This window comes from Litorimonas sp., assembly GCA_029936425.1.
In the GTDB taxonomy this organism is placed as follows: Bacteria; Pseudomonadota; Alphaproteobacteria; order Caulobacterales; family Maricaulaceae; genus Litorimonas.
In genome coordinates this window covers 13,376-35,654 of record JAPYSU010000019.1, presented here as the reverse complement: position 1 = coordinate 35,654, position 22,279 = coordinate 13,376, and the positions used below count along the sequence as shown (strand labels likewise).

The following is a 22,279-nucleotide window of genomic DNA, read 5'->3' as shown; positions in this document are numbered from 1 at the left end:
GGAAAGGACTTTGGACAATGTCCGATACAGAGAAGCTACTTAAAAAAATCAAAGATGAGGATATCAAGTTCGTTGACCTGCGCTTTACGGATCCGCGCGGTAAAATGCAGCATGTGACGTTCCATACTGACCTCGTCGACGAGGATCTTTTCAAAGACGGCACAATGTTTGACGGCTCTTCAATCGCCGGTTGGAAAGACATTAATGAGTCCGACATGGTCCTTATGCCCGAAGCCTCGACCGCGAAAATGGACCCGTTCTATCAGCAGGACACAATTGCCCTTTTCTGCGACATTCTGGAACCGGATACAGGCGAGGCCTATAACCGGGATCCTCGCGGAACGACCAAAGCCGCTGCAGAGTATATGCGTTCAGCTAATGTCGGCGATGAAGTTTATTTTGGGCCGGAAGCCGAATTCTTTGTGTTCGACGATGTTCGTTGGAATACAGACAAAAACGTAACGGGCTACGCCATTGATTCAACTGAGCTCCCGGAAAACACGGGAACGCAGTATCAAGGCGGCAATATGGGTCACCGTCCGGGGCCAAAGGGCGGTTACTTCCCTGTTCCTCCTGTGGATTCCGCTCAGGATATGCGCTCCGAAATGATTTCCGTTATGGAAGAGCTTGGTCTGCGCCCGGAAAAACATCACCATGAAGTCGCCCCGGCTCAACATGAGCTCGGCATGCAATTCGATACTTTGCTGAGAATGGCTGACAACATGCAGCTCTATAAATATCTCGTGCACAATGTGGCTCATGCTTACGGCAAGACAGCAACCTTTATGCCAAAGCCGATGTATGCTGATAACGGCACAGGCATGCACGTTCACATGTCCATCTGGAAAGACAAAAAGCCTCTTTTTGCAGGTGACGAATATGCAGGACTTTCAGAATCCTGTCTGTATTATATTGGCGGTATCATCAAACATGCCAAAGCGATCAACGCTTTCTCCAATGCCTCGACCAATTCTTATAAGCGTCTGGTTCCTGGCTTCGAAGCGCCTGTCATGCTGGCCTACTCCAGTCGTAACCGCTCTGCCTCTATCCGTATTCCTTGGACAGCGTCTCCGAAAGGGAAACGTCTGGAAGCCCGCTTCCCGGATCCGGCCGGCAATCCATACTTAACATACACAGCTCTGCTTATGGCGGGTCTTGACGGCATTAAAAACAAAATCCACCCGGGCGATCCTATGGATCAGGATTTGTACGAGCTGTCTCCGGCGGAAGCGTCCAAAATCCCGCAGGTTTGCGGCTCGCTTCGTGAAGCTCTGGACTCGCTTGACGCAGACCGTGACTTCCTGAAAGCCGGGAACGTTTTTGATGACGACCAAATCGACGCCTATATCGATTTGAAGATGGAAGAGGTTCACCGCCTCGCCATGCACCCTCATCCGGTCGAATTCGACATGTATTACAAGTGCTAAGCCACTCGTAACTTGAAAAAGAAAAAGCCGCCTCTCTGGGCGGCTTTTTTATTGGGTTGTTTGTGCCTTCTTATTTGACCGTTAAAGTCACTTTTACTTCGGCATTTAAGGCGTTGGAGACCGGACAACCGGCTTCTGCGGCTTTCAGGGCCTTATCAATATCACTTCGGTCAGCGCCCGGCGCGTCCAGAGTGACATCAATATCGGAACGCGTAATTTTAAATTCGCCGTCGATTTCTTCCAGATGCACTGTAGCTTTCGTCGAAACATCCTTCGGAACAATATCAAGGCTGCTGAGCTCATTCGCGAAGGCCATCGCGAAACAACCGGCATGGGCTGCCCCTATAAGTTCTTCGGGATTGGTGCCTTTCTTATCTTCAAACCGTGTGTTGAAACCAAAAGGCTGATTGGTCAGAGCGCCACTCTTGCTTGAAATAGTGCCCTTGCCCCCTTTTAGGTCTCCGGACCATTGGGCAGATGCATAGCGTTTGATAGACATAAAAATTTTCCTTTCCGAAAAATGGAGTTATCATTGCTATCCGCAGTTTTTGAAAAGGTTCCGGCCTTGTAAAGTTATGACAAAGGATTAGCTTCGGATTATGCCTATTTCCCGCCTCAATCGTAGCCTCCTTCGTTTGTCAGGGGACAATGTCAAAGACTGGCTCTCCGGCTTGGTAACGAATACTCTGGCTCAGGATATGAGTTTTGCCGCCCTCCTGACGCCGCAAGGGAAAATCATCGCTGATTTTTTTGTCGCCAAGCATGAAACTGGGCTAATCCTGGATACGCCGCAGAAATTTGGATCGCTTCTGGAAAAACGCTTGGCGCTCTACAAATTGCGGGCCCCAATTCAAATCGACAACATTTCAGACGAGTATTCGGTTTACGCAATATGGGGCGATGCGAAAGGTCAGGAAGAAACCTTTTCAGGTTATGACGACCCGAGGCACGCCTCGCTGGGAAAGCGCGTTATTTCTAAATCGGATATTCCCGGCGACGGAGATTATAATGCTCACCGTCTCTCGCTCGGGGTGGTAGAGAGTGAGTGGGACTTTGAAACGGCGACCACTTTTCCCGCCGATGCCAATATGGATTTAATGCACGGCGTGGATTTTAAGAAAGGGTGCTTTATCGGCCAAGAAGTCGTTAGCCGGATGAAACGGATGACGACTGTCAAAAAACGAATGCGAGGCGTAATCCTGGAAGGGTCAGCTCAAGCAGGCGACAAAATAATGGGGGGAGACCGGGTTATTGGTGAACTCCTCTCGGTTCATGAACAAATGGGCATGGCCATGATCCGGCTTAATCGCTGGAAAGAAGCCGAAGTCGAGCCCTCAATAAATGATATGAATATTGAAATTATGGATTCGGTAGATGGCCATTCCGGATGAAATCGAAATAAGACGAAATGACATAAGCGCCCTTCCCCGTTTCGCGGCTCTGAATGCGCAGTGGATCGAAGATCTTCACCATATGGAAGAGTCAGATAAATTAATGGTAGCGCGTCCTGAAATTTATATTGAAAATGGCAGTCACGTTTTCTCGGCGCATTACCAAGGCGATATTGCCGGAGCGGTGGCTCTGAAACGCCATGAAGACGGGCGATACGAACTCACAAAAATGGCAGTCGATGAACAGTTTCGAGGGCAAGGCATCGGCCAGATTCTAATGGATGCGGTTGAGAATTACGCCAAGGAAGAACTGAAGCTGAAAACAATTTTTCTTTTATCCAATACAAAAAATGCGGCGGCTTTGCGTCTTTATGCTCGTAATGGCTGGACCGTAAATCATGAGGGCCCCCACCCGGTTTACGCGCGCGCCAACATAGGTATGGAGAAAATCCTGTGAGCCGGCTTTCGCTCGACAACCGCGTATTTGTTCCGGTTGAGAACACCGATAACGGAGTCGTCAGCGGAACCACTCGATTTCATTTCTGGCAAGAGGGAATGGTCTTTTTCGCGGATTATTTCGGCGGCGATGTTCGGGAAGGTCACATCATCGGCCAGTTTGACGAAACGGGCCGCGGTCATATGCTCTATCACTGCCTCACGACGGAACGAGATTTGAAAGCGGGGAAAGCCATCGCAGAATTTACCAAATTTGAGGATGGTCGTGTGGCTATGGATTTGAACTGGGAATGGATAACGAAGAACGGCCAACCCGGTGATACATTTCAGGGTCGGTCCCGATATGAAGAACTCACAGAGCGGGAGCTGATGAAATGACGGATTTCCCAAATCATGATCCTGACCTGCCGCGATGTGGGTGGGTGCCTCCGGACGATGCGCTTTACTGCGCCTATCACGATAAAGAATGGGGACGACCACTCTACGATTCTAAATCTCTTTTTTCCAAACTTATACAGGATGGGCAACAGGCGGGACTGGCCTGGATTACTATCCTGCGAAAACGGGATAATTTGCTGAAAGCCTATGACGGGTTTGATCCGGACATTATCGCGCATTACACAGATGCAGACAGGGCGAGGTTGCTCGAAAACCCCGGCATCATTCGATCTCGTTTGAAAATCAATGCGGCTATTTCAAACGCGCAAGCCTACCTTAAAATGCGGGATGAAGAAGGTATCGATTTCTCGGAATACCTCTGGAGCTATGTTGATGGCAAACCTGTTCAAAATGACTGGCAGGAATTTAAAGATGCGCCGGTCGAAACTCCAGAATCAATTGCCATGTCGAAAGAATTAAAAAAGCGGGGCTTTAAATTTGTAGGCCCGGTCATTCTTTATGCTTTCATGCAAGCCGTCGGGATGGTCAATGATCACAGCCTTAATTGTCACGTCAACGAAGTATGCAAAAACACCAGGCGGGTGTAAAATGTTGCGAGAGCTTAATAAGTCGAAATTCTCTCCAAGCCTCACCGTAGCTTTGTCCGCTATTTTACTGACTGGCTGCGCGTCTCTGTTCGATCCTAAACCCAAAGAGCCCGATCCGTATGAGGATGAAACTTCTCGAATGGAACGCTATGTGGATTGCCTGAGGGATAAAGACCGTGAAGTTGAGGACCCTCCTTGCCTGTTGAAATAGAGGCGTATTGAAAAAGGTAAGTAATTACGAGGGGAAATGTTCTGCCTCTTAGCCCTTGAATTACATGCGCGGAACGTTGCATAGCTATGTGATAAATAAAAACCTACAAAGGGTTAAGGTATGAAAGCCGTTATCAGTTCGACAGGTCTCTGGACACCGGAAAATTCAATTTCAAATGAAGAGCTGGTCGAAAGCTTTAATGCCTATGTCGATAAGTGGAATGCAGAAAACGCCGAGGCGATTGAAGCAGGCGAGCTTGACGCGCTGACTTATTCCAACGCAGAATTCATAGAAAAAGCCTCAGGCGTTAAATCTCGCTATGTCATCTCCAAAGACCCAATTCTTGACCCCGAGATTATGGCGCCGCGTATTCCGGCCCGCCCGAATGAAGAGCCCTCTATTCTGGCCGAAATCGCCGCCAAAGCCGCACAACAGGCTCTCGATGCGGTGGGACGTAGCGCAGAGGATGTCGGCGCTGTCATCGTCGCCTGCTCCAACTTACAACGCGGATATCCGGCTATCGCCGTTGAAGTACAATCTATTTTGGGAACGTCCGGGTTTGCGTTCGATATGAATGTGGCTTGCTCTTCTGCCACTTTCGGGCTTGAAACAGCGCGCGGCCTGATTTTCGGAGGGCAGGCCAAATCCGTTTTAGTCGTCAATCCCGAAATCTGCACAGCCCATCTGAATTTCAAAGATCGGGACGCGCATTTTATTTTTGGCGATGTGGCGACGGCTCTTTTAGTTGAATCCGACGACATGGCACCGACGGAGCATTGGGAAATTATTGGCTCGAAATTAGTGACGCAATTTTCCAACAACATCCGAAACAATTTCGGTTTTCTCAACACGGCTGCACCGGAAGATGATGGTCTCCACGGCGCCCGAGGGCGCAAAGGCCTGACAGACAAACTCTTTGTTCAGAACGGCCGCAGCGTCTTTAAAGAAGTCGTGCCGCTCGTCGCAAAAATGATTACGCATGAATGTGAAGTCAACGGAATTGACCCGCATGATTTAAAACGCATGTGGCTACATCAAGCCAACCTCAACATGAACGTTCTGATCGCCAAAAAGGTGCTCGGCAAAGATGTCGAAATCGAGCAAGCCCCAGTCGTTTTGGATGAATACGCCAATACCAGTTCCGCTGGCTCTATTATTGCCTTTCACAAACATAGCGATGACTTTGAAGCCGGCGAAACTGGCTTAATCTGTAGTTTCGGCGCCGGGTATTCTGCTGGGGCCATTTTTGTACGGAAGGTGGCGTGACGAAGGCTCCCTCTCCGAAACGCGCCTGGCAGAGAATGCTCTCGGGTCGGCGACTTGACCTGCTCAACCCCTCCCCATTTGATATCGAGATCGAAGATATTGCGCGCGGGCTGGCGCGGGTTGCGCGTTGGAACGGACAGACAACGGGTTACAATGCCTTTTCAGTCGCCGAGCACAGCGTCATTGTTGAGGAGTTGCTGACAGAGCTTTACCCTGACTCAATGCCGGAGCAGCGCCTCACGGCGCTTCTACATGACGCAGCGGAATACGTTATCGGAGATATGATAAGTCCGTTCAAAAACGCCCTCGGATTGGATTATAAATCTTTTGAAGTCCGTCTGGAGGAAGCCATCCATCTTCGATTTGGCCTTCCGGCAAAAATACCGGCAGCTCTGAAAAAACGGATCAAACGCTGTGATATTTACTGCGCTTGGTTTGAAGCCACGCAAATCGCCGGATTCGACAAGGACGAAGCCAACACACTTTTCAAGCGCCCTCCAAAAGGTCTTAGCTTGACCCTTTCGCCCTTACCCGTCAGAGAGGCCGAACAAGCTTTTCTCAAGCGGTTTGAGGAACTCTCAAACAAGATAACACGTTAGATTATTATGCGCAGACTCATTAACACGCTTACGATTATCGGCATTGCCCTTGCAGTCTTTGCCATTGCTTATTTGCTTTTCGGTCACGCAACAGATATGTTTATTGACAATTCGACAAGTAAAATGGCGCTTCAGCTAATGGCGATGACGGGCGCTTTAGTAGCACTTGTTTTTGGCTTTATCGGTCGCTTTATGGATCGCAGAGCCCCGCTTCCCGTCTCGCGAGTAAGCAATCTTGGTATTTTTCTGGGCTTTATCGGCGGTCTTATCGTCCTTGCCCTTCCGTATCTGTAAAGAGATTTAATACCAGAAATTCAATAGCATCGCTGGTGCCACGTCCTTATATACGTCATAGGACATTTTTAGGAGGTCAGCAGGACTATGGGCAAAGAACTCGTCAATTGGGAAAATGGTCGTTGGATCGGCCAAACGCTTGAGGTCGAGAACGGCGTTTGTGCCGTGCCGGATGTGCCTGGAAAAGATCTGCCTTATGACGACGAGGTCAAGGCAGCAACGGACCACCTTTATGAACAAGTCAGCGACTTTATCCCCGAATTTGAATGGCCGGCTTATGCCCCGCTTGTTCACGCTATCAACAAGCTGAAAAAAGAAAAAAACGCGGTTATTCTTGCGCATAATTATATGACGCCGGATATTTTCGGTCTCGTAGGAGATTATCGCGGCGACAGCTTGGGCCTCGCCATAGAAGCCACCAAAACAGATGCCGATATGATTATTCAGGGCGGCGTTCACTTTATGGCTGAGACGTCTAAGATTCTTTGTCCGGACAAAAAAGTCTTTATCCCCTCCATGCGGGCCGGATGCTCTCTTGCCTCCTCTATTACGGGTGAAGACGTAAAACTTATCAAAGAGCGCTACCCCGGCATTCCGGTTGTGACTTATGTGAATACCTCTGCCGATGTGAAAGCCGAAAGCGATATTTGCTGCACGTCTTCAAACGCCGTGGCGGTTGTTGAACATATTGCAGCGGAAATGGGCGTGGATAAAGTTATCATGATTCCAGATGAATTTCTGGCAAAAAACGTCGCCAAGCAAACAAATATTGAAATTATCGCCTGGCATGGCCGCTGCGAGGTTCATGCCCGCTTCTCGGCTCAAGATGTGCGCGAGATGCGCGAAGCTAATCCTGGGGTAACGGTTTTGGCTCACCCTGAATGTCCACCAGAAGTGGTTGAAGAATCAGACTTTACTGGCTCGACAAAAGCGATGAGCGATTACGTGTCTGATAACCGCCCGAGAAACGTTATTCTTCTGACAGAGTGTTCCATGTCGGATAATGTAGCGATGGCGAACCCCGACACGGATTTTGTTCGGCCATGTAACCTCTGCCCGCACATGAAACGTATTACACTGGAAAATATGTATCAGTGCCTTCGCGACGAAACCAATGAAGTGCTCGTTCCCGAAGACATGCGCGTTAAAGCCTATGACGCGGTCATGAGGATGATAAATGTCAAGTTTGACCCTGTTAAAGGCCATTTCGACCCCACTCTGCCCGAAGAAAATGTGAAAGTGATCTAGGTTTGTCGTCGTCCCTCGACACGAAACGCCTGCCGCCGGGCGCAGTCCTTGTCGTGGGCGCAGGGTTAGCGGGCCTTTATCTTGCTTTAAAACTCGCCCCACGTCCGGTCTTCGTTTTGACCTCTCGCCGCTCTACGGTCGGGGCGGCGTCTGCCTGGGCCCAGGGCGGTATCGCCGCCGCGCTGTCGCCGGATGACACGCCGGAAAGTCACGCCGCCGATACTATTGCGGCCGGAGACGGATTAGTTGACCCGATCATCGCCAAAATCCTGTCCGAAGAGGGTCCTGCGCGGGTACACGACCTGGCCGAAATGGGCGTTCCCTTTGATCGTGACGATCAAGGGCGGCTCTATCTTTCACTGGAAGCGGCGCATTCCATGCCGCGTGTCGCCCGGGTTAAAGGCGATACAGCCGGCCGCGAAATCATCAATATCATGGTCAAAAAGGTTCAAACCGCCGATCATATTACAGGCCTAATCGGTTGGCGCGCAGAAAGCCTCCTAACGGACGGTTATGGCGGCATTGCGGGCGCACTAGCGCGCCGCGATGACGGTGCTTTACTTGGAATTGAAGCCGATATTACCGTTATGGCGACGGGCGGAATTGGCGGCTTATTCTCGGTTACAACCAACCCCAGAACCGCTCGAGGCGACGCGCTTGGTATGGCGGCGGTTGTCGGGGCAAAGATGCGCGATATGGAATTTGTCCAGTTCCACCCCACCGCTATTGATGTGGGACGCGATCCGGCTCCACTGGCCACAGAGGCCTTACGCGGAGAAGGCGCAACCCTGACCAATTCCGACGGCGTGCGATTTATGCATCGATATCATGAACAAGGTGAACTCGCCCCCAGAGACGATGTCGCCCGCGCAATTTTCGCGGAAATACAAGCGGGTCGACAACCTTTTCTGGATTGCCGAGAGGCCATCGGAACGCATTTCGATAAAGAATTCCCGACTGTTTTTGAAAGTTGCATGAAAGCCGGAATTGATCCGCGCACGCAGCTCATTCCTGTGTCACCTGCCGTCCACTACCATATGGGCGGTTTGGCGACAAACAGTGTGGGGCAAACCAGTCTCGACGGATTATTTGCTATCGGGGAGTGTAGCGCAACCGGCCTCCACGGTGCCAATCGTTTAGCAAGTAATTCCCTGCTTGAGGCCATTGTATTTGGCGGGCGTGCCGCGGCGCATATAAACAATATGCAAATATCCCCGAAGCGGGCCACGACTATTCGATCACAGCCTTGGCTGTCCATGACCAAGGGGGTGAGCGAGGGCTTGCGCCAGGCCATGACGTTGAAATGCGGCGTCAGACGCAACGCGAATGAATTGAATGAACTTATCAGCTATATTGACGAATTAATTCACCAAGTCGGACGGGCCAATCCGCTCGTGACGTCCCGCATTATTGCGGCGGCCGCACTCGCGCGAGAAGAAAGCCGCGGCGGACATTTCCGCGACGACTTTCCTGATATGAAAGAGCCGGCGCGCTCTTCCTTTCTGACGTATGATTATCTTTATTAGCGGATATCGATAGAGGACATAAAGCCCTTATCTTTCTTCACTGTTTTCGGACTGCCGAAGACATCTATACTCCCCATTCCGGATATGTCGGCATCAATGCTCTCCGAAGCAAAGACACTGGCAGACCCCATTCCCGACATATCAATTGTGACATCTTCGCATTCCAGGTCGCGTGCGTCCAAGTCTCCCATACCGGCAAAATCGGCATCCAGCGTCCCGCATTCACCAGATAGCTCCATTGAGCCCAGTCCGGCGAATTCCACCTCAAATTCATCGCTACTGATCCCGTAGACTTCACCGTTTCCAATGCCTGTTATCTCTAAACCGTTCAGGGCAGGAAGGGTAATTGTAATATCAATACCTCTATTGTTTTTCCCTCTCCAGGATCGTTTTTTCTCGTCTTCGTCATTCTCGAGATAAAGCGTATCATCATCGACATAGACTCTTACATTAGACATGTAACGTTCTTCGCCGGACATATTGATTGTGTAATCAGGCTCGCCAACCCTTACATCCATATTGTAAACGCCGACGACAGAAATTTTGTCGAAATCCCGGTAATCAAAACTCTGTTCAACGCGTTTTTTACTGCCATTTTCCTCGTGGTCTGGGTGAGCCTGCGCGGTGAATGTAGTTCCCGTGGCACCAGCAACTACTATCAAAGACGCAAGAGTGGCTTTAAATCGTTTCTTATTTTGAAAGTGGGTCATAATATTCTCCTTTATCGTTTTTCGATAAACCAAAAGGATAGATATGTCAATTTATTATTGAAAAACAATAAAATTTTATGCTCGGAGTGAAATCAATGACTTAATTTAGACAGAATTTCAGCATTGATTTGCATCGTAACCCAGACATAATGACTTAAAAATAAAGGAGATTTTATGCGTTTACTGGTATTGAGTTCTCTCGCCGCTTTGGGCTTTGCCGCCTGCACCCCTGCTCCCGTCACACATGTGAGCTCCTCTGACACCCGAACCTCGAGCCTTGATGTCAGCGCGACAGGAGATGTCTCCACTGCGCCGGATCGCGCCACAGTGAGCGCGGGTGTCGTCACCGAAGGGAAAACGGCGCGCGAAGCCATGATGGCTAATGCCACGAAAATGAATTCTGTTTTTGAAGAACTGATCGCCGCCGGAATCGAAGAGAAAAACATTCAGACCAGTCAACTCTCGCTTCAGCCGCGTTATAATTACCAAGACCGTAAAACACCGACAATCGACGGCTATGAGGCCCGCAACAACGTTTCGGCCAAAAGCGAAGATATACAATCCGTCGGCGCTATGCTGGACGCCCTAGTCAAAGCCGGAGTCAACAATATTGGCGGAATAGAATTCTCTGTAGATGATCCGGAAGAAGTTTTAAGCCGTGCCAGAGAAAAGGCGATCAAAAAGGCGAAAGTAAAAGCGCAAGGCATGGCAGAGGCCGCGGGCGTTAAACTCGGTCCCCTCCTGAATATGAGCGAATCCAATACGGGCAATCCGCCGCGCCCCATGATGCAGGCACGTTATGCCAGCGATTCTCTAGAAAGTGCGCCGACACCTATCGCAGGCGGAGAGCAATCTCTCCGAGTGACCGTCAATCTGAGCTACGCAATTGAGTAATAAAAAAAGCGGGGCTTAGCCCCCGCTTAAATACCAAATTCGAATATTTCTTTTTGTATCCTAGTGGACGGGCGGAATTATGACGTCGTTATTTTCGTCCAGAAGGACAACATCCGGCGCGTAATTGCGGGCCTTTTCCGCTTCCATCTGGCAGTAAGAGATAATAATAATCTTATCCCCGATTTGAACCCGTCGCGCGGCGGCGCCGTTCAGACCAAAGGTTTTGGACCCTCTCGGCGCTGTGATCGCATAAGTCGTGAACCGCTCGCCATTGGTAATATTGAGTATATCCACCTGCTCATTTGGCAGGATTCCGGAGCGCTCCAAGAGGTCTTGGTCGATTGAAATAGATCCTTCATAATGCAGATCGGCTTGTGTCACCGTGGCCCGGTGAATCTTGCCTTTCATCATTGTTAGAAGCATAGCGCTCTCCTTTATCTTCACGCCCTATATAGGGATGCCAGGAGCAATACAAAAGGTGAAGACACAAAAATGCAAGTCTGTCCTGACATTTGCTAAAGACGAATGGCTCTTGGGAGTCAGCTAAATTTGGACTAAAGAACGCTAATGACTCATGAAATTGCAATATTGGTTACCGGCGGAACAATGGACAAGGTTCACGACACCCAGACCGAGAGCCTGATTTTCGATCCCAAGGGAAAATCCAGAATAGCCGCCATTCTGAAACAGGGCCGCAGCCGGCCTGTGCGGCGGCAAAACCTCTTTCAGATAGACAGTCTTGATATGGAAGATACCCACCGACAGAAAATATTGGAGGCGATTGAGAAAGCGCCTGAGACCCGAATTATTGTAACCCACGGCACAGGAACCATGGAGCTGACGGCGCAGTTCCTGGACGGTAAGGTCAAAAACAAGACCATTATACTAACGGGCGCCATGAGGCCTCAATCTCTCGGGCGGTCAGATGCAGGATTTAATGTCGGAGGGGCCATGATAGCGGCTCAGACGCTTTCGCCCGGGGTTTACGGCATAATGAACGGCCGGGTTTTCAAAGCTCAAGAGCTCCATAAAAATACAGAAACCGGCCGCTTCGACGATTGAAGAAGTAACATTACAAAAAGGCAATATATCACACCGCCTTACTTATCGACATGCGTGTAGTCATAGCGTAATTTGAAATAACACTTTGTTTTTCAGAAAGACTTCACGTGACACTCTGTTTTAAAAATACCGCTTTATTTTTGGCTCCCTTGGCGCTCATGGCTTGTAATTCCGCTGAAGAGACGACGGCCTCCAATCCTGAAACGGCAGCACAAACTTCAGCTGAAACAGAGGCCAGTGCGCTTCCAAAAATCGAATATGAAAAAATCACTCTTGATAACGGCCTGGATGTAATTTTCCACGTGGACCGGTCTGACCCGGTCGTCGCAATTGACTTAGCCGCTCATGTTGGGTCTGGACGGGAAACGCCCGGCAAGACCGGCTTCGCTCATTTATTCGAGCATTTGCTGTTTCTTGATTCTGAAAACCTTGGCTATGGCGGCCTAGATGAAATGAACACACGCATTGGCGGCGAAGGCACGAACGGCTTTACCACCAATGACATGACCCAGTATTTTCAAGCCGTCCCGAAAGATGGATTGGAAAAAATTATCTGGGCGGAAGCTGACAAGCTTGGTTGGTTCATCAATACCGTCAACCAAAACGTGATCGACCGCGAAAAACAGGTCGTCAAAAACGAAAAGCGTCAACGCGTAGATAATCAGCCTTATGGGCATAATCTCTATGTTATCGGGAAAGCAATTTATCCTGAAGGTCATCATTATAACCATCAGGTCATCGGCTCGCTCGAAGATCTTGAGAACGCGTCGTTGGAAGACACTAAGGACTTTTTCGCCAAATGGTACCAGCCAAATAATGTCACCGTCACCATTGCTGGGGACTTCGACATTTCAGACGCCAAAGACATGGTTGAAAAATATTTCGGCGAAATTCCGGCAGGTGAGCCTATCCCCAAGATTGAGGCCCAGCCTGTTAAACTAGAAACAACAAAAACTTTCATTCATGAAGACAATTTTGCCACTGTCCCGCAATTGACCATGGTGTGGCCAACGGTTCCGGAATACCACCCCGACTCCTATGCCCTAAACGTTCTGCTGGATTATATGACAGACGGAAAACGCGCCCCAATGAATGAAGTGTTGATTGACGAGGAGCAGCTGACGACAAGTGTCAGCGGCTTCAATTATGTCAAAGAGATTGCAGGGGAACTTTATTTATTTATCTCTCCCAAAGCCGGTGAAGATACAGATGCTCTTTTGCCCGCCATTCAAACCGCCTTCGCCCGGTTCGAGGAAAACGGGATTCCGCAAGACGCTTTGGAGCGTATCAAAACCGAAGCCGAAGTCGCCGTTTATGACGAGGTCCAAAGCGCGCTCGGAAAATCCATCGCGCTTGGAGAATATAATACATTTACCGGAGATCCGGGCTTTTTTACCAAAGATGTAGAGCGCCTTCGAGCCGTCACTGCTGATGATGTGATGGACGTCTATAACCGTTACATCAAAGACAAACCCTATGTTGCAACCAGCTTTGTGCCAGAAGGACAGCTCGAGCTCGGCTTGGAAGGCGCTGAGACAGCCGAAGTCGTTGAAGAAGTAGTTGTACAAGGCGCAGAAAAAGATGTTCCCTATAATCCGGAAGCCCGTGTTTTTGAGCCTACGCCGTCCTCTTTTGATCGCACAACTGAACCTCCTTTTGGTGATAGCTATACGCTCCCATCTCCTCAAATTTTCCACGCCGAAGGAAAAAACGGTGTCAAAATTTATGGAATACAGTCTGAAGAAGTTCCGTTAATTCAGTTCTCCTTGGATTTTGACGCGGGTAAAAACCGCGCGCCGCTGGCAACGCCCGGCCTGGCGTCCTTCACTGGCGACATGCTCCTGAAAGGCGCCGGAGACTACGACACGGCTGGGTTTGAAGAGGCTCTAGGGGAGCTGGGTTCTGAACTTTCTGTCTCAACAGGCGATCAATTCACGACCATCAGCGGTAAAACACTGGCGCGGAACCTACCGGAAACGGTGGCGCTTTTGGCTGACATCATTAATGCCCCAAAATTTGATAAAACCGAATTTGAAACATTACGGGAAAGCTACGCTCAAAACGCTGTTGCGTCTCTGGCCAACCCTAACTTCATCGCGCTTCGTGAGTCAGAGAAATTAGCCTATGCGGAAGAGACCCCTCTCGCGACAGCCGGTTCGGGATCTGAAGATCAGGTTCGCGCAATCACCTTGGAGGCCGTGAAAGATTTCCACGGCAAATATTTCGACCTGTCCACCGCGAAATTAAATATTGTCGGAGATTTTGAAGCGGCAAATGTGGAGACCTTGTTTGGGGGCATTGCAGACCCCGTCGATACATCTCCGGATCCAAAGCCATTGCCGGATATGAAACCTGTCGAAGATACCACGGTTTATTTTTACAATATACCTGAAGCCAAACAGTCCGTCATCCGAATGGAACGTCCCGCTCTCCCGATAACCGATCCGGATTACGCCAAGCTAGAGGCCCTGAACTTTCCACTTGGCGGCATTTACACATCCAAGCTCAATACGACTTTACGCGTGGATAAGGGCTATACTTACGGCATCCGGTCCTATGCCAACGGAAATGCCAAAGACGGCACGTTCGGCGTTCAAACGTCTGTGCGAACCAATGCTACGAAAGAAAGCCTCGAGCTTATCCGTGATATCCTCAAAGACCATGCCACAACGATGGAAGAGGAAGAATTGACCGAAACAAAAGACGCGCTCCTTCGCGGTCAGGCTCTTAAAAATGAGACGCTTGGAGATAAATTGCGTCTGGTTCAGGAAATCAGCCGTAACGGCCTTCCAGATGATGTGAACAAGCAGAATATGGAGCAAGTCAAAGCGATGGATCTTGCGAGTGCCAAAGAGCTGATGGGGCAATTTATCCGTCCTGACGCTATGCGCATTATCGTTGTGGGCGATGCCAGCTCCCAAGCTGACCGCCTGAATGATTTGGGCTTTGGCGAAGCTGTTCTTCTCAATGAGCCTGCTGAATAAATGCGTTCATTATTCGTAGCTGCGAGCCTGCTCTTTCTGGCAGGCTGCAATCAGGACGGGGCTGCGCCGCCTTATGAAGGGGCTCAGCCTTCGCCTGCCCCGGCTATGCGCATGGAAAGCGATATGGCTTACAGCAAAGCCTCGTCCGAACCTGTGCCGCACAGCTCGGACAACCCCAGCCGTCAATCTTATCTTGCCTACCGATATAATTATGGGTTTGAACTCCCGGCTAAGACAGTGGCCGCGACAGCGAAGTCACACGCCGAGATGTGCCAAAGCGCCGGCGCAAATAAATGCCAACTTCTCTCCTCTTCCACAAACGACTCTAATGATGAGTATGTCAGCGCTAATCTAAGCCTGCGCGCTGAGCCGGACTGGCTCGAAACGTTCATTGTTCAGATCCAATCCTCTGTTTCTGAAAACGATGGACGCATGACATCTAATGCCGTGTCGGCCGAAGATCTCACCCGGTCAATCCTGGATACGGACGCCCGACTGAAAGCTCAAACGACTTTACGTGACAGACTTCAAGGATTGCTGGCGACGCGAGACGCCGAACTCCAGGATTTGCTTGCTCTCGAGCGCGAATTAGCCCGTGTTCAAAGCGAAATAGAAAGCGCAACAACCACCTTGGCCGTTCTGCAACAACGCGTGACCATGTCTCAGGTCAACATCAATTACCAATCTCAAAGCGTGGCTGTCAGCCGGAGCGCTTTTGCGCCGATCCTGACTGCCATGAAAAACTTTTTTGGTGAGCTGTCTTATGGTCTGGCAGGTGTTATCAGCTTTTTTGCTTCTGTACTTCCCTGGCTTGTTTTTGTTATATTGCCGGGACTCCTCTTACTGCGCTGGTTTTGGCGCCGCCGAAAAAAGAAATCTGCATAATATATGTTTTTAAGTATCGTTTTTGTCTTAATTGGCTTGGGTTTGTTAATGGGCGGAGGAGAGTTTCTCGTTAGAGGCTCTGTCGCCATTGCCGATCGTATGGGGCTTTCCAAAGCTCTCATCGGGGCCACTTTTGTAGGATTTGGAACGTCCATGCCGGAGTTTGTGGCCAGTTTTGGGGCCGCCGCTGCCGGCGAAGACGCTATCGCTTTGGGCAATGTCGTTGGATCCGACACTGTTAACCTATTGCTGATTCTAGGGGCCTGCGCGCTTATTTATCCTATGGCTGCGCCTCGCGGACGACTGGGATTGGATTTCTTTTTTGTGATGTTGGCCTCTCTCATCTGCCTTCTCATCATTTACCTTGGCGGATTGCCCGTCTGGATGGCAGCCATTTTATTGGCTGTTTTTATTGTATATATGGTTCAACTTTTCCGCTCTGATAAAGGCGGGTTTGAAAGCGAAGTCTCCGTAGTCGCTCATTCCATGCCCATAGCGCTCATACTCAGCGTTTTCGGTATCGGGCTTTTGGTTGCAGGCGCGGAACTTCTGATTAAAGGCGCATCCGGTATCGCCACATTTTATAACGTTCCGGAAGCGATCATAGGCATTACCATTGTCGGCGTCGGCACCTCCGCGCCGGAACTTTTTGCCTCCATTATGGCGAGTTTCAAAAAGGAAAACGCCATCGCTTTCGGCAATATAATTGGATCAAATATATTCAACGTCTTTGCCGTCTTGGGCATTACAGGGCTTTTCTTCCCTTTAACGGATCTAGGTGGATTTTCTATCTGGGATGGGGTGATACTCGTCGTAGCAACAATAGCGATGTTCGCTTTTGCGGCAACGCGCCACCGCATTTCCCGATGGGAAGGCGGCCTGATGGTGGCCGCCTATATCGCTTATTTAGTTTGGCTCGTCATGCAGGCCATGGGCTGACCTATTGGCCTAATTTGCGGCAGCGGCTTCAACCGTCTCTAATACCCGTAACAGGTTGCCGCCCCAAATCTTTTCGATTTCCTCCACGGAATAGCCGCGGCGGAGAAGCTCAGCCGTTACGTTTTCCGTTTCTGAAGCGTCCTGCCATCCATCAATCCCGCCGCCGCCGTCAAAGTCCGAGGCGATACCGACATGGTCGATTCCCGCCACTTCAACCGCGTGATCTATATGGTCAACAAAATCTGACACATTCGCCTCCGGAGCCATGGCCGTAATTTCGGCTCTGCGCTCTCCATAGACATCTCGCTTCGCCTGATCCCAATCGCTGCGGTCGCCGAACTCTTCATCCAGAGCATCACGAGCGGCCTGTTGCTCCGGTGTTGGGAGTTTTACATAACTGCCCAGAGCGACCATTTGCGCGACGCCGTTAACGTCTCTAATTTTCCGGAGCTGTTCATCATCCAAATTGCGTTCTGTATCCGCAATCGCTTTAACACCCGAATGAGACGCGATGATCGGCGTTGTCGATAGATCCGCAGCCTGCATCATTGTAGCTTTGCCAGTATGGCTAACATCAACCATGATCCCGTTCTCATTCAATGCCCGAACCAGATCTTCGCCAAGTGGCGAGAGTCCGTTCCATTTCGGACCGGAGTCTCTGTCCGGATTCGGATTGGAACTGTCTCCGAACTGATTGTGACCGAAATGGGTCAGCCCAACATATCGAACGCCTCTTTCCGCCCAAAGAGGAATGGTCTCGACGCTTTCCCCTAAGGGATAGGCATTCTCCATTCCGATCAAGACGGCATGCTTGCCCTCTCCGACAATGCGGCGAACATCTTCTGCCGTTTTCGCCATTTCTATACTTTCAGGATAGGCCTGAGACATTTGCGTGATTGCTTTGACGCGCGTTTCTGCAATGTCGAGACCTGCTGCGTAGCCTTCAGCTGTTAGTTCGCCCTGCGGCGTATAAATGATCCAGAAGCCGCTATCGAGCTTACCGGAGACAAGTTTGGGAAGGTCCACCTGAAGGTCTGTTGCAAGTCCCGGGTCAATCTCGCTCATATAGGTCAGAGGGATATCGATATGCGTATCAAGTGTGAGAGTAGCGTCATGAACCTCTGCAACGCTCATCTCTGGCGCAAAGGCTGGCGCCGGGGCTGTCGTTTGGCAAGCCGCCAAGGTCAGAGCCGAAAGTCCTGAAAGTGTGTATTGTTTGAATGTCATAATCGTCCTCGCTTCAAATTTATTCTGAAAGATATTTAAACTGGCACATGCCGATTATAAATAGCGTGAAGCGAAACTCATTCAAAATCAATGCGTGAAATTCAAAGGATTCTAGCCACAAAAAAACCGCCCGGAGGCGGTTTGCTTGAATTTTACTGATCCAGGAAAGACCGTAATTTGCGGCTTCGGCTCGGATGTTTGAGCTTCCGTAGAGCCTTAGCTTCGATTTGGCGGATACGTTCCCGTGTAACCGAGAATTGCTGCCCGACTTCTTCGAGCGTGTGGTCCGTATTCATCCCAATCCCGAACCGCATCCGAAGAACCCGTTCTTCGCGCGGGGTAAGAGAAGCCAGAACGCGGGTGGTTGTTTCGCGCAGGTTGGATTGAATGGCCGACTCAATCGGCAGGATTGCATTGTTATCCTCGATAAAGTCGCCCAGCTGGCTATCTTCCTCGTCGCCAATTGGCGTTTCAAGAGAGATAGGCTCTTTGGCGATCTTCATGACCTTGCGAACTTTCTCAAGCGGCATGGAGAGTTTAGCGGAAAGCTCTTCCGGTGTCGGCTCACGCCCGATTTCGTGAAGGATCTGACGTGACGTCCGAACAATTTTATTAATTGTCTCGATCATATGCACCGGAATACGAATAGTCCGGGCCTGATCCGCAATAGAGCGCGTAATCGCCTGACGAATCCACCACGTCGCATAAGTCGAAAACTTATAACCCCGGCGATATTCGAACTTATCTACCGCCTTCATCAGGCCGATATTGCCTTCCTGAATAAGGTCGAGGAATTGCAGACCGCGATTGGTATATTTCTTGGCAATAGAAATCACGAGACGAAGGTTGGCTTCAACCATTTCTTTCTTTGCCTGACGGGCTTCGCGTTCGCCTTTTTGAACGGTTTGGACGATGCGGCGGAATTCATCGACTGGCACGCCTGTCTCTTGAGCCAACCCACCAATCTCACTGCGAAGCTTATCGATAGAAACTTTTTCGCGTTTCAGGAAGCGATCCCAGGCCTCGGACGTGCCCGCCATATCTTCCATCCAGTTCGGATTAAGCTCAGAGCCCAGATAGGCCTGTAGAAATTCGTGACGCGGCACGCCGTTACCATCAGCCAAGCGCATCAAACGTCCTTCGAGACTGATGAAACGTCGGTTAATTGCATAAAGCTGGTCAATCAGGGCATCAATACGGGCATTATTGAGCTGAAGGGATTTGATCTCCTCAATAATGGTTTCCTGAATTTGATCATATTCCTCGGCTTGAGGCTTGCGCAGTTTCTTACCGGACAAACGCGCTTTGATAAGCATTTGCTGAAGCTTCTGAAAGCGGCCAAAATCTTCGGAAATCCGGTCAAGCTTGTCCATGATCGTGTCACGGAGAGCCGCTTCCATATTTGCCATGGAGAGGTTTGTCTTATCATCCTCATCCTCGTCATCATCCTCAATCGGTTTTTCACCCGGCTTGTAATTGCGCTCGGGCATTTTATTGCGTGGTGGATGTACCGGTTTGGAGAGGTCGTCCTCTTCCGTGGCTTCGATCTCGCCTTTTTCGATTTTTTCGCGCCGAACAGCGGCCTGAGAACGGTCTTCCTGAATATTCCCGATAGACTGGTTATACGTCCCATCAAGATCAATAATATCGCGGAGCAGGATGTGACCTTCTTCCAGTTCCTCGCGCCAGATCATGATCGCTTCGAAAGTCAGAGCGGATTCGCACAGGCCCTTGATCATTGTATCGCGGCCGGCTTCGATCCGTTTGGCAATCGCAATCTCGCCTTCACGGGAAAGGAGCTCAACAACACCCATTTCACGCAAATACATGCGCACAGGGTCGTCGGTACGGTCTAATTCTTCTTTGGAGTTACCGCCTTTAACAGTGGTTGTTTCGGCCCGTGCCAGTGTTTTGGAGCCAAGTGTCGGCTCTTCCGTATCATCATAGACGGAAATACCCTGCTCGGATAACGCCGCCAAAACGACTTCAATCTCGTCCGCCGAGATACCGTCCATATCAATATGCTTGCGCAATTCGTCAACCGGAAGAAGACCGGAGTTCTTCTTCGCTTTGGCAAGCATTCGCTTGACCTCGATATGTTCCATATCAAGGCGTTTGCCGGGAACGATCACGGCGGCATCTGTATCTTTAGTGACTTCTGTTGTCTCAGAAGACTGTTTTTTCTTAGAGGTGGCTGTGCCGGCCATAGAGGCACCTTTCCAATGTCAAAGGCTGAAGATATACTCATCAGGCTTTAATATAGTCTTAGCTGCATGTTAATCTAACATACGGCCATAAGTTTACTTCACGTGCCGCTAGCTGTCGTCATCCAGCTTGGCCGCCCGCATCAAGCGCCTGAGCGCTTCCGAGTTGTCTTCCCGAATGGTGTCGGCCATTCGCAGTCTTGTGCCATGTGTTTCGTCACTTGTTTGGGCTTGCTCTAAAAGAGCGGTAGCTTCTGCTTCCCAGAAGGCTTTTCGTGTATCCAAATCCGAAGACGCACCACCCATGGCCGCTATTATTAATAATCGGTCCCGGAGAATATCCTTACGTAAGGCTTCCAGTCCCTCTTCTGATATATGCGTATTAAGCGCATTGATTTCAACCGCTTTTGTGACTCGCCAATATGACAAAAGGCTGCGTTGAAGACGGGCGCAGCCCGGGTTGGTAAAGGGAAGCTCAAAAAGGGTCTCGTCCACGCGCGTCAAAAGCTCAGGATATAGCATAACAGCCCCGATTAAAGCGCGTTCTCGGCGCAAATTCTTCGTCAGCGCGGCAGCATCGCGTTTCATAGCCAGTTTATCCGCCTTAGGTTCCTCTGAGCGGTTCTGTCGCCGATTTGGTCTCCATCCATAGGCTTTGTCAAACCTCGCCAAGAGCTCGGTCTTATAAAGAGATTTTACATCTGCATGCTCAATCTCGTCCAATGCGGCATAGAGCCTGGATTTAAACCCGGCTTTTTGTTCCGGCGTTGAAAGCGGCTCCTTCTCCCGCTCCCGCCGCCAGAGCATATCGATAAGAGGCAGAGCATTATCCAGCGCTGCGCGCATAGCGGGCGGGCCATCTGCGCGAATCAAATCATCCGGGTCTTGACCTTCGGGCAAGAGAGCGAAGCGGAGAGAATAGCCCGGCTTCAGCAACGGCAGGGCCCGTTCAATAGAACGGTACGCCGCCCGTAATCCTGCACTGTCTCCGTCGAAACACAGCACAGGCTCCGGCCCGGCGCGCCAGAGGAGATCAAGTTGTTCTTCTGTCAGCGCCGTCCCCATTGGGGCGACGGCATGTTCGAATCCGGCGCGGGATAGGGCAATAACGTCCATATATCCCTCGGCCACAATCATGCCCCGCGCCCCGTTTTTAGGGGCGGCAAGCGCTTTCCGGGCGCGGTGATAATTGTACAATAACCGGCTTTTTGAAAAAACCGGGGTTTCAGGCGAATTGAGATATTTGGCTTTGGCGTCCTTTTCCATCGCACGGCCGCCAAACGCCACCAAGCGCCCGCGACTGTCATGAATAGGGAACATAATGCGATTTCGGAATCGGTCCCAGCTATCGCGGGACTTGTCGTCGGACTCGATAATCAGGCCCGCTTCGACCAATTGTTTTTCCGTCGCCCCCTGCTGAATTAATTCCGACTTAAGCGCGGAAAAATCATTTGGCGCAAATCCCATTCCAAAATATTCCGCCGCCGTTTTGGACAGGCCCCTATTTGATAAATAGTCCCTCGCCTCCTGTCCGGCCTGTCGATAAAGCGAGCGCTCGAAAAACTCTTTCGCTCGCTCCATCCAGGAAATTGTTTCCTTATTCCGCGCCGCACGGGCTTCCGCCTGCGGGTCGGATTTTGGCATTTCCAGACCGGCGAGGCCTGCGAGTTTTTCAACCGCCTCCGGAAAGGTCAGGCCTTCCACCTCCATCAAAAAGGAGATGGCGTCTCCATGTTTTCCGGACGAAAAACAGTGGTAGAAGCCTTTTTCATCATTGACGAAAAAGCTAGGCGTTTTTTCATTCGTAAACGGAGACAGGCCGGCAAATTCCCGCCCTTGTCGTTTAAGTTTTACGTGGCGGCCCACAACATCGGACGGACGCACGCGCGCCTTTATTTCCTCCAGAAATGCTTCGCCAAACCTCATGGTCTAGAGATAAGCATAATTGTCGATATTTACGAGTCGGGAAT

The 22,279-nt window shown here is 50.3% G+C and carries 22 protein-coding genes; 16 read left to right on the top strand and 6 right to left on the bottom strand.

Translation table 11 applies throughout. The features are described from left to right. Positions 1 to 17 precede the first annotated feature (17 nt). On the top strand, positions 18 to 1,427 hold the full coding sequence (gene glnA / locus ACN0IC_RS12940) for a type I glutamate--ammonia ligase (RefSeq protein ID WP_416879201.1): 1,410 nt from the start codon (positions 18 to 20) through the stop codon (positions 1,425 to 1,427). Between the two features lie 70 nt (positions 1,428 to 1,497). Here glnA and ACN0IC_RS12935 read toward each other — a convergent pair whose 3' ends face one another. Further along, a complete protein-coding gene (locus tag ACN0IC_RS12935; protein WP_416879217.1) occupies positions 1,498 to 1,920 on the bottom strand; it encodes an OsmC family protein in 423 nt (140 codons plus the stop codon). Between the two features lie 106 nt (positions 1,921 to 2,026). Between ACN0IC_RS12935 and ACN0IC_RS12930 the strand changes: the two genes are divergently transcribed. From ACN0IC_RS12930 to ACN0IC_RS12885, 10 genes are all read left to right on the top strand, one after another. Continuing rightward, positions 2,027 to 2,818, top strand: coding sequence for a YgfZ/GcvT domain-containing protein (locus ACN0IC_RS12930; RefSeq protein ID WP_416879200.1), 792 nt, complete (start codon positions 2,027 to 2,029; stop codon positions 2,816 to 2,818). Next, entirely contained in the window at positions 2,802 to 3,275 is a 474-nt protein-coding gene (locus ACN0IC_RS12925; RefSeq protein ID WP_416879199.1) for a GNAT family N-acetyltransferase, read from the top strand. Before ACN0IC_RS12930 ends, ACN0IC_RS12925 begins: the two co-directional genes overlap by 17 nt. Beyond that, positions 3,272 to 3,652, top strand: coding sequence for a hypothetical protein (locus ACN0IC_RS12920; protein ID WP_416879198.1), 381 nt, complete (start codon positions 3,272 to 3,274; stop codon positions 3,650 to 3,652). The genes ACN0IC_RS12925 and ACN0IC_RS12920 overlap by 4 nt, the downstream gene beginning before the upstream one ends. Continuing rightward, positions 3,649 to 4,260, top strand: coding sequence for a DNA-3-methyladenine glycosylase I (locus tag ACN0IC_RS12915; protein ID WP_416879197.1), 612 nt, complete (start codon positions 3,649 to 3,651; stop codon positions 4,258 to 4,260). Before ACN0IC_RS12920 ends, ACN0IC_RS12915 begins: the two co-directional genes overlap by 4 nt. A 1-nt stretch (position 4,261) precedes the next feature. Beyond that, the gene (locus ACN0IC_RS12910; protein WP_416879196.1) at positions 4,262 to 4,471 is read left to right on the top strand and encodes a hypothetical protein; all 210 of its coding nucleotides are present in this window, start codon (positions 4,262 to 4,264) and stop codon (positions 4,469 to 4,471) included. Positions 4,472 to 4,591: 120 nt separating this feature from the next. Further along, positions 4,592 to 5,737: a beta-ketoacyl-ACP synthase III gene (locus ACN0IC_RS12905; RefSeq protein ID WP_416879195.1), complete on the top strand. Its 1,146-nt coding sequence runs from the start codon at positions 4,592 to 4,594 to the stop codon at positions 5,735 to 5,737. Positions 5,738 to 5,772: 35 nt separating this feature from the next. Beyond that, positions 5,773 to 6,336 carry an HD family hydrolase gene (locus tag ACN0IC_RS12900; RefSeq protein WP_416879216.1) on the top strand — a complete coding sequence of 188 codons (564 nt, stop codon included), beginning with the start codon at positions 5,773 to 5,775 and terminating at the stop codon, positions 6,334 to 6,336. 6 nt (positions 6,337 to 6,342) lie between these two features. Then, a complete protein-coding gene (locus tag ACN0IC_RS12895; protein WP_416879194.1) occupies positions 6,343 to 6,630 on the top strand; it encodes a hypothetical protein in 288 nt (95 codons plus the stop codon). A gap of 87 nt (positions 6,631 to 6,717) precedes the next feature. After that, positions 6,718 to 7,878, top strand: a complete 1,161-nt coding sequence (gene nadA, locus ACN0IC_RS12890; RefSeq protein WP_416879193.1) for a quinolinate synthase NadA — start codon at positions 6,718 to 6,720, stop codon at positions 7,876 to 7,878. A 2-nt stretch (positions 7,879 to 7,880) separates the two neighbouring features. Then, positions 7,881 to 9,404, top strand: a complete 1,524-nt coding sequence (locus ACN0IC_RS12885; RefSeq protein WP_416879192.1) for an L-aspartate oxidase — start codon at positions 7,881 to 7,883, stop codon at positions 9,402 to 9,404. On the opposite strand, the gene ACN0IC_RS12880 is transcribed toward ACN0IC_RS12885, so the two are convergent. Next, positions 9,401 to 10,114, bottom strand: a complete 714-nt coding sequence (locus tag ACN0IC_RS12880; RefSeq protein ID WP_416879191.1) for a head GIN domain-containing protein — start codon at positions 10,112 to 10,114, stop codon at positions 9,401 to 9,403. The genes ACN0IC_RS12885 and ACN0IC_RS12880 overlap by 4 nt on opposite strands. A gap of 174 nt (positions 10,115 to 10,288) precedes the next feature. Here ACN0IC_RS12880 and ACN0IC_RS12875 point away from each other — a divergent pair, with 174 nt between their 5' ends. Beyond that, positions 10,289 to 11,008: an SIMPL domain-containing protein gene (locus tag ACN0IC_RS12875; RefSeq protein ID WP_416879190.1), complete on the top strand. Its 720-nt coding sequence runs from the start codon at positions 10,289 to 10,291 to the stop codon at positions 11,006 to 11,008. A gap of 60 nt (positions 11,009 to 11,068) precedes the next feature. Here ACN0IC_RS12875 and panD read toward each other — a convergent pair whose 3' ends face one another. After that, positions 11,069 to 11,431 carry an aspartate 1-decarboxylase gene (gene panD, locus ACN0IC_RS12870; protein ID WP_415811301.1) on the bottom strand — a complete coding sequence of 121 codons (363 nt, stop codon included), beginning with the start codon at positions 11,429 to 11,431 and terminating at the stop codon, positions 11,069 to 11,071. Between the two features lie 144 nt (positions 11,432 to 11,575). Between panD and ACN0IC_RS12865 the strand changes: the two genes are divergently transcribed. From ACN0IC_RS12865 to ACN0IC_RS12850, 4 genes are all read left to right on the top strand, one after another. Beyond that, on the top strand, positions 11,576 to 12,070 hold the full coding sequence (locus tag ACN0IC_RS12865; protein ID WP_416879189.1) for an asparaginase domain-containing protein: 495 nt from the start codon (positions 11,576 to 11,578) through the stop codon (positions 12,068 to 12,070). Between the two features lie 158 nt (positions 12,071 to 12,228). After that, a complete protein-coding gene (locus tag ACN0IC_RS12860; protein ID WP_416879188.1) occupies positions 12,229 to 15,054 on the top strand; it encodes a M16 family metallopeptidase in 2,826 nt (941 codons plus the stop codon). Beyond that, positions 15,055 to 15,939 carry a DUF4349 domain-containing protein gene (locus ACN0IC_RS12855; RefSeq protein WP_416879187.1) on the top strand — a complete coding sequence of 295 codons (885 nt, stop codon included), beginning with the start codon at positions 15,055 to 15,057 and terminating at the stop codon, positions 15,937 to 15,939. It begins immediately after the preceding gene. A 3-nt stretch (positions 15,940 to 15,942) separates the two neighbouring features. Next, on the top strand, positions 15,943 to 16,878 hold the full coding sequence (locus ACN0IC_RS12850; RefSeq protein ID WP_416879186.1) for a calcium/sodium antiporter: 936 nt from the start codon (positions 15,943 to 15,945) through the stop codon (positions 16,876 to 16,878). 9 nt (positions 16,879 to 16,887) lie between these two features. Here ACN0IC_RS12850 and ACN0IC_RS12845 read toward each other — a convergent pair whose 3' ends face one another. From ACN0IC_RS12845 to dnaG, 3 genes are all read right to left on the bottom strand, one after another. Then, positions 16,888 to 18,105: a dipeptidase gene (locus ACN0IC_RS12845; RefSeq protein ID WP_416879185.1), complete on the bottom strand. Its 1,218-nt coding sequence runs from the start codon at positions 18,103 to 18,105 to the stop codon at positions 16,888 to 16,890. A gap of 152 nt (positions 18,106 to 18,257) precedes the next feature. Beyond that, positions 18,258 to 20,312 carry an RNA polymerase sigma factor RpoD gene (rpoD, locus tag ACN0IC_RS12840; protein WP_416879184.1) on the bottom strand — a complete coding sequence of 685 codons (2,055 nt, stop codon included), beginning with the start codon at positions 20,310 to 20,312 and terminating at the stop codon, positions 18,258 to 18,260. Positions 20,313 to 20,420: 108 nt separating this feature from the next. Beyond that, positions 20,421 to 22,235: a DNA primase gene (gene dnaG / locus ACN0IC_RS12835; protein ID WP_416879183.1), complete on the bottom strand. Its 1,815-nt coding sequence runs from the start codon at positions 22,233 to 22,235 to the stop codon at positions 20,421 to 20,423. Positions 22,236 to 22,279: the final 44 nt, after the last annotated feature.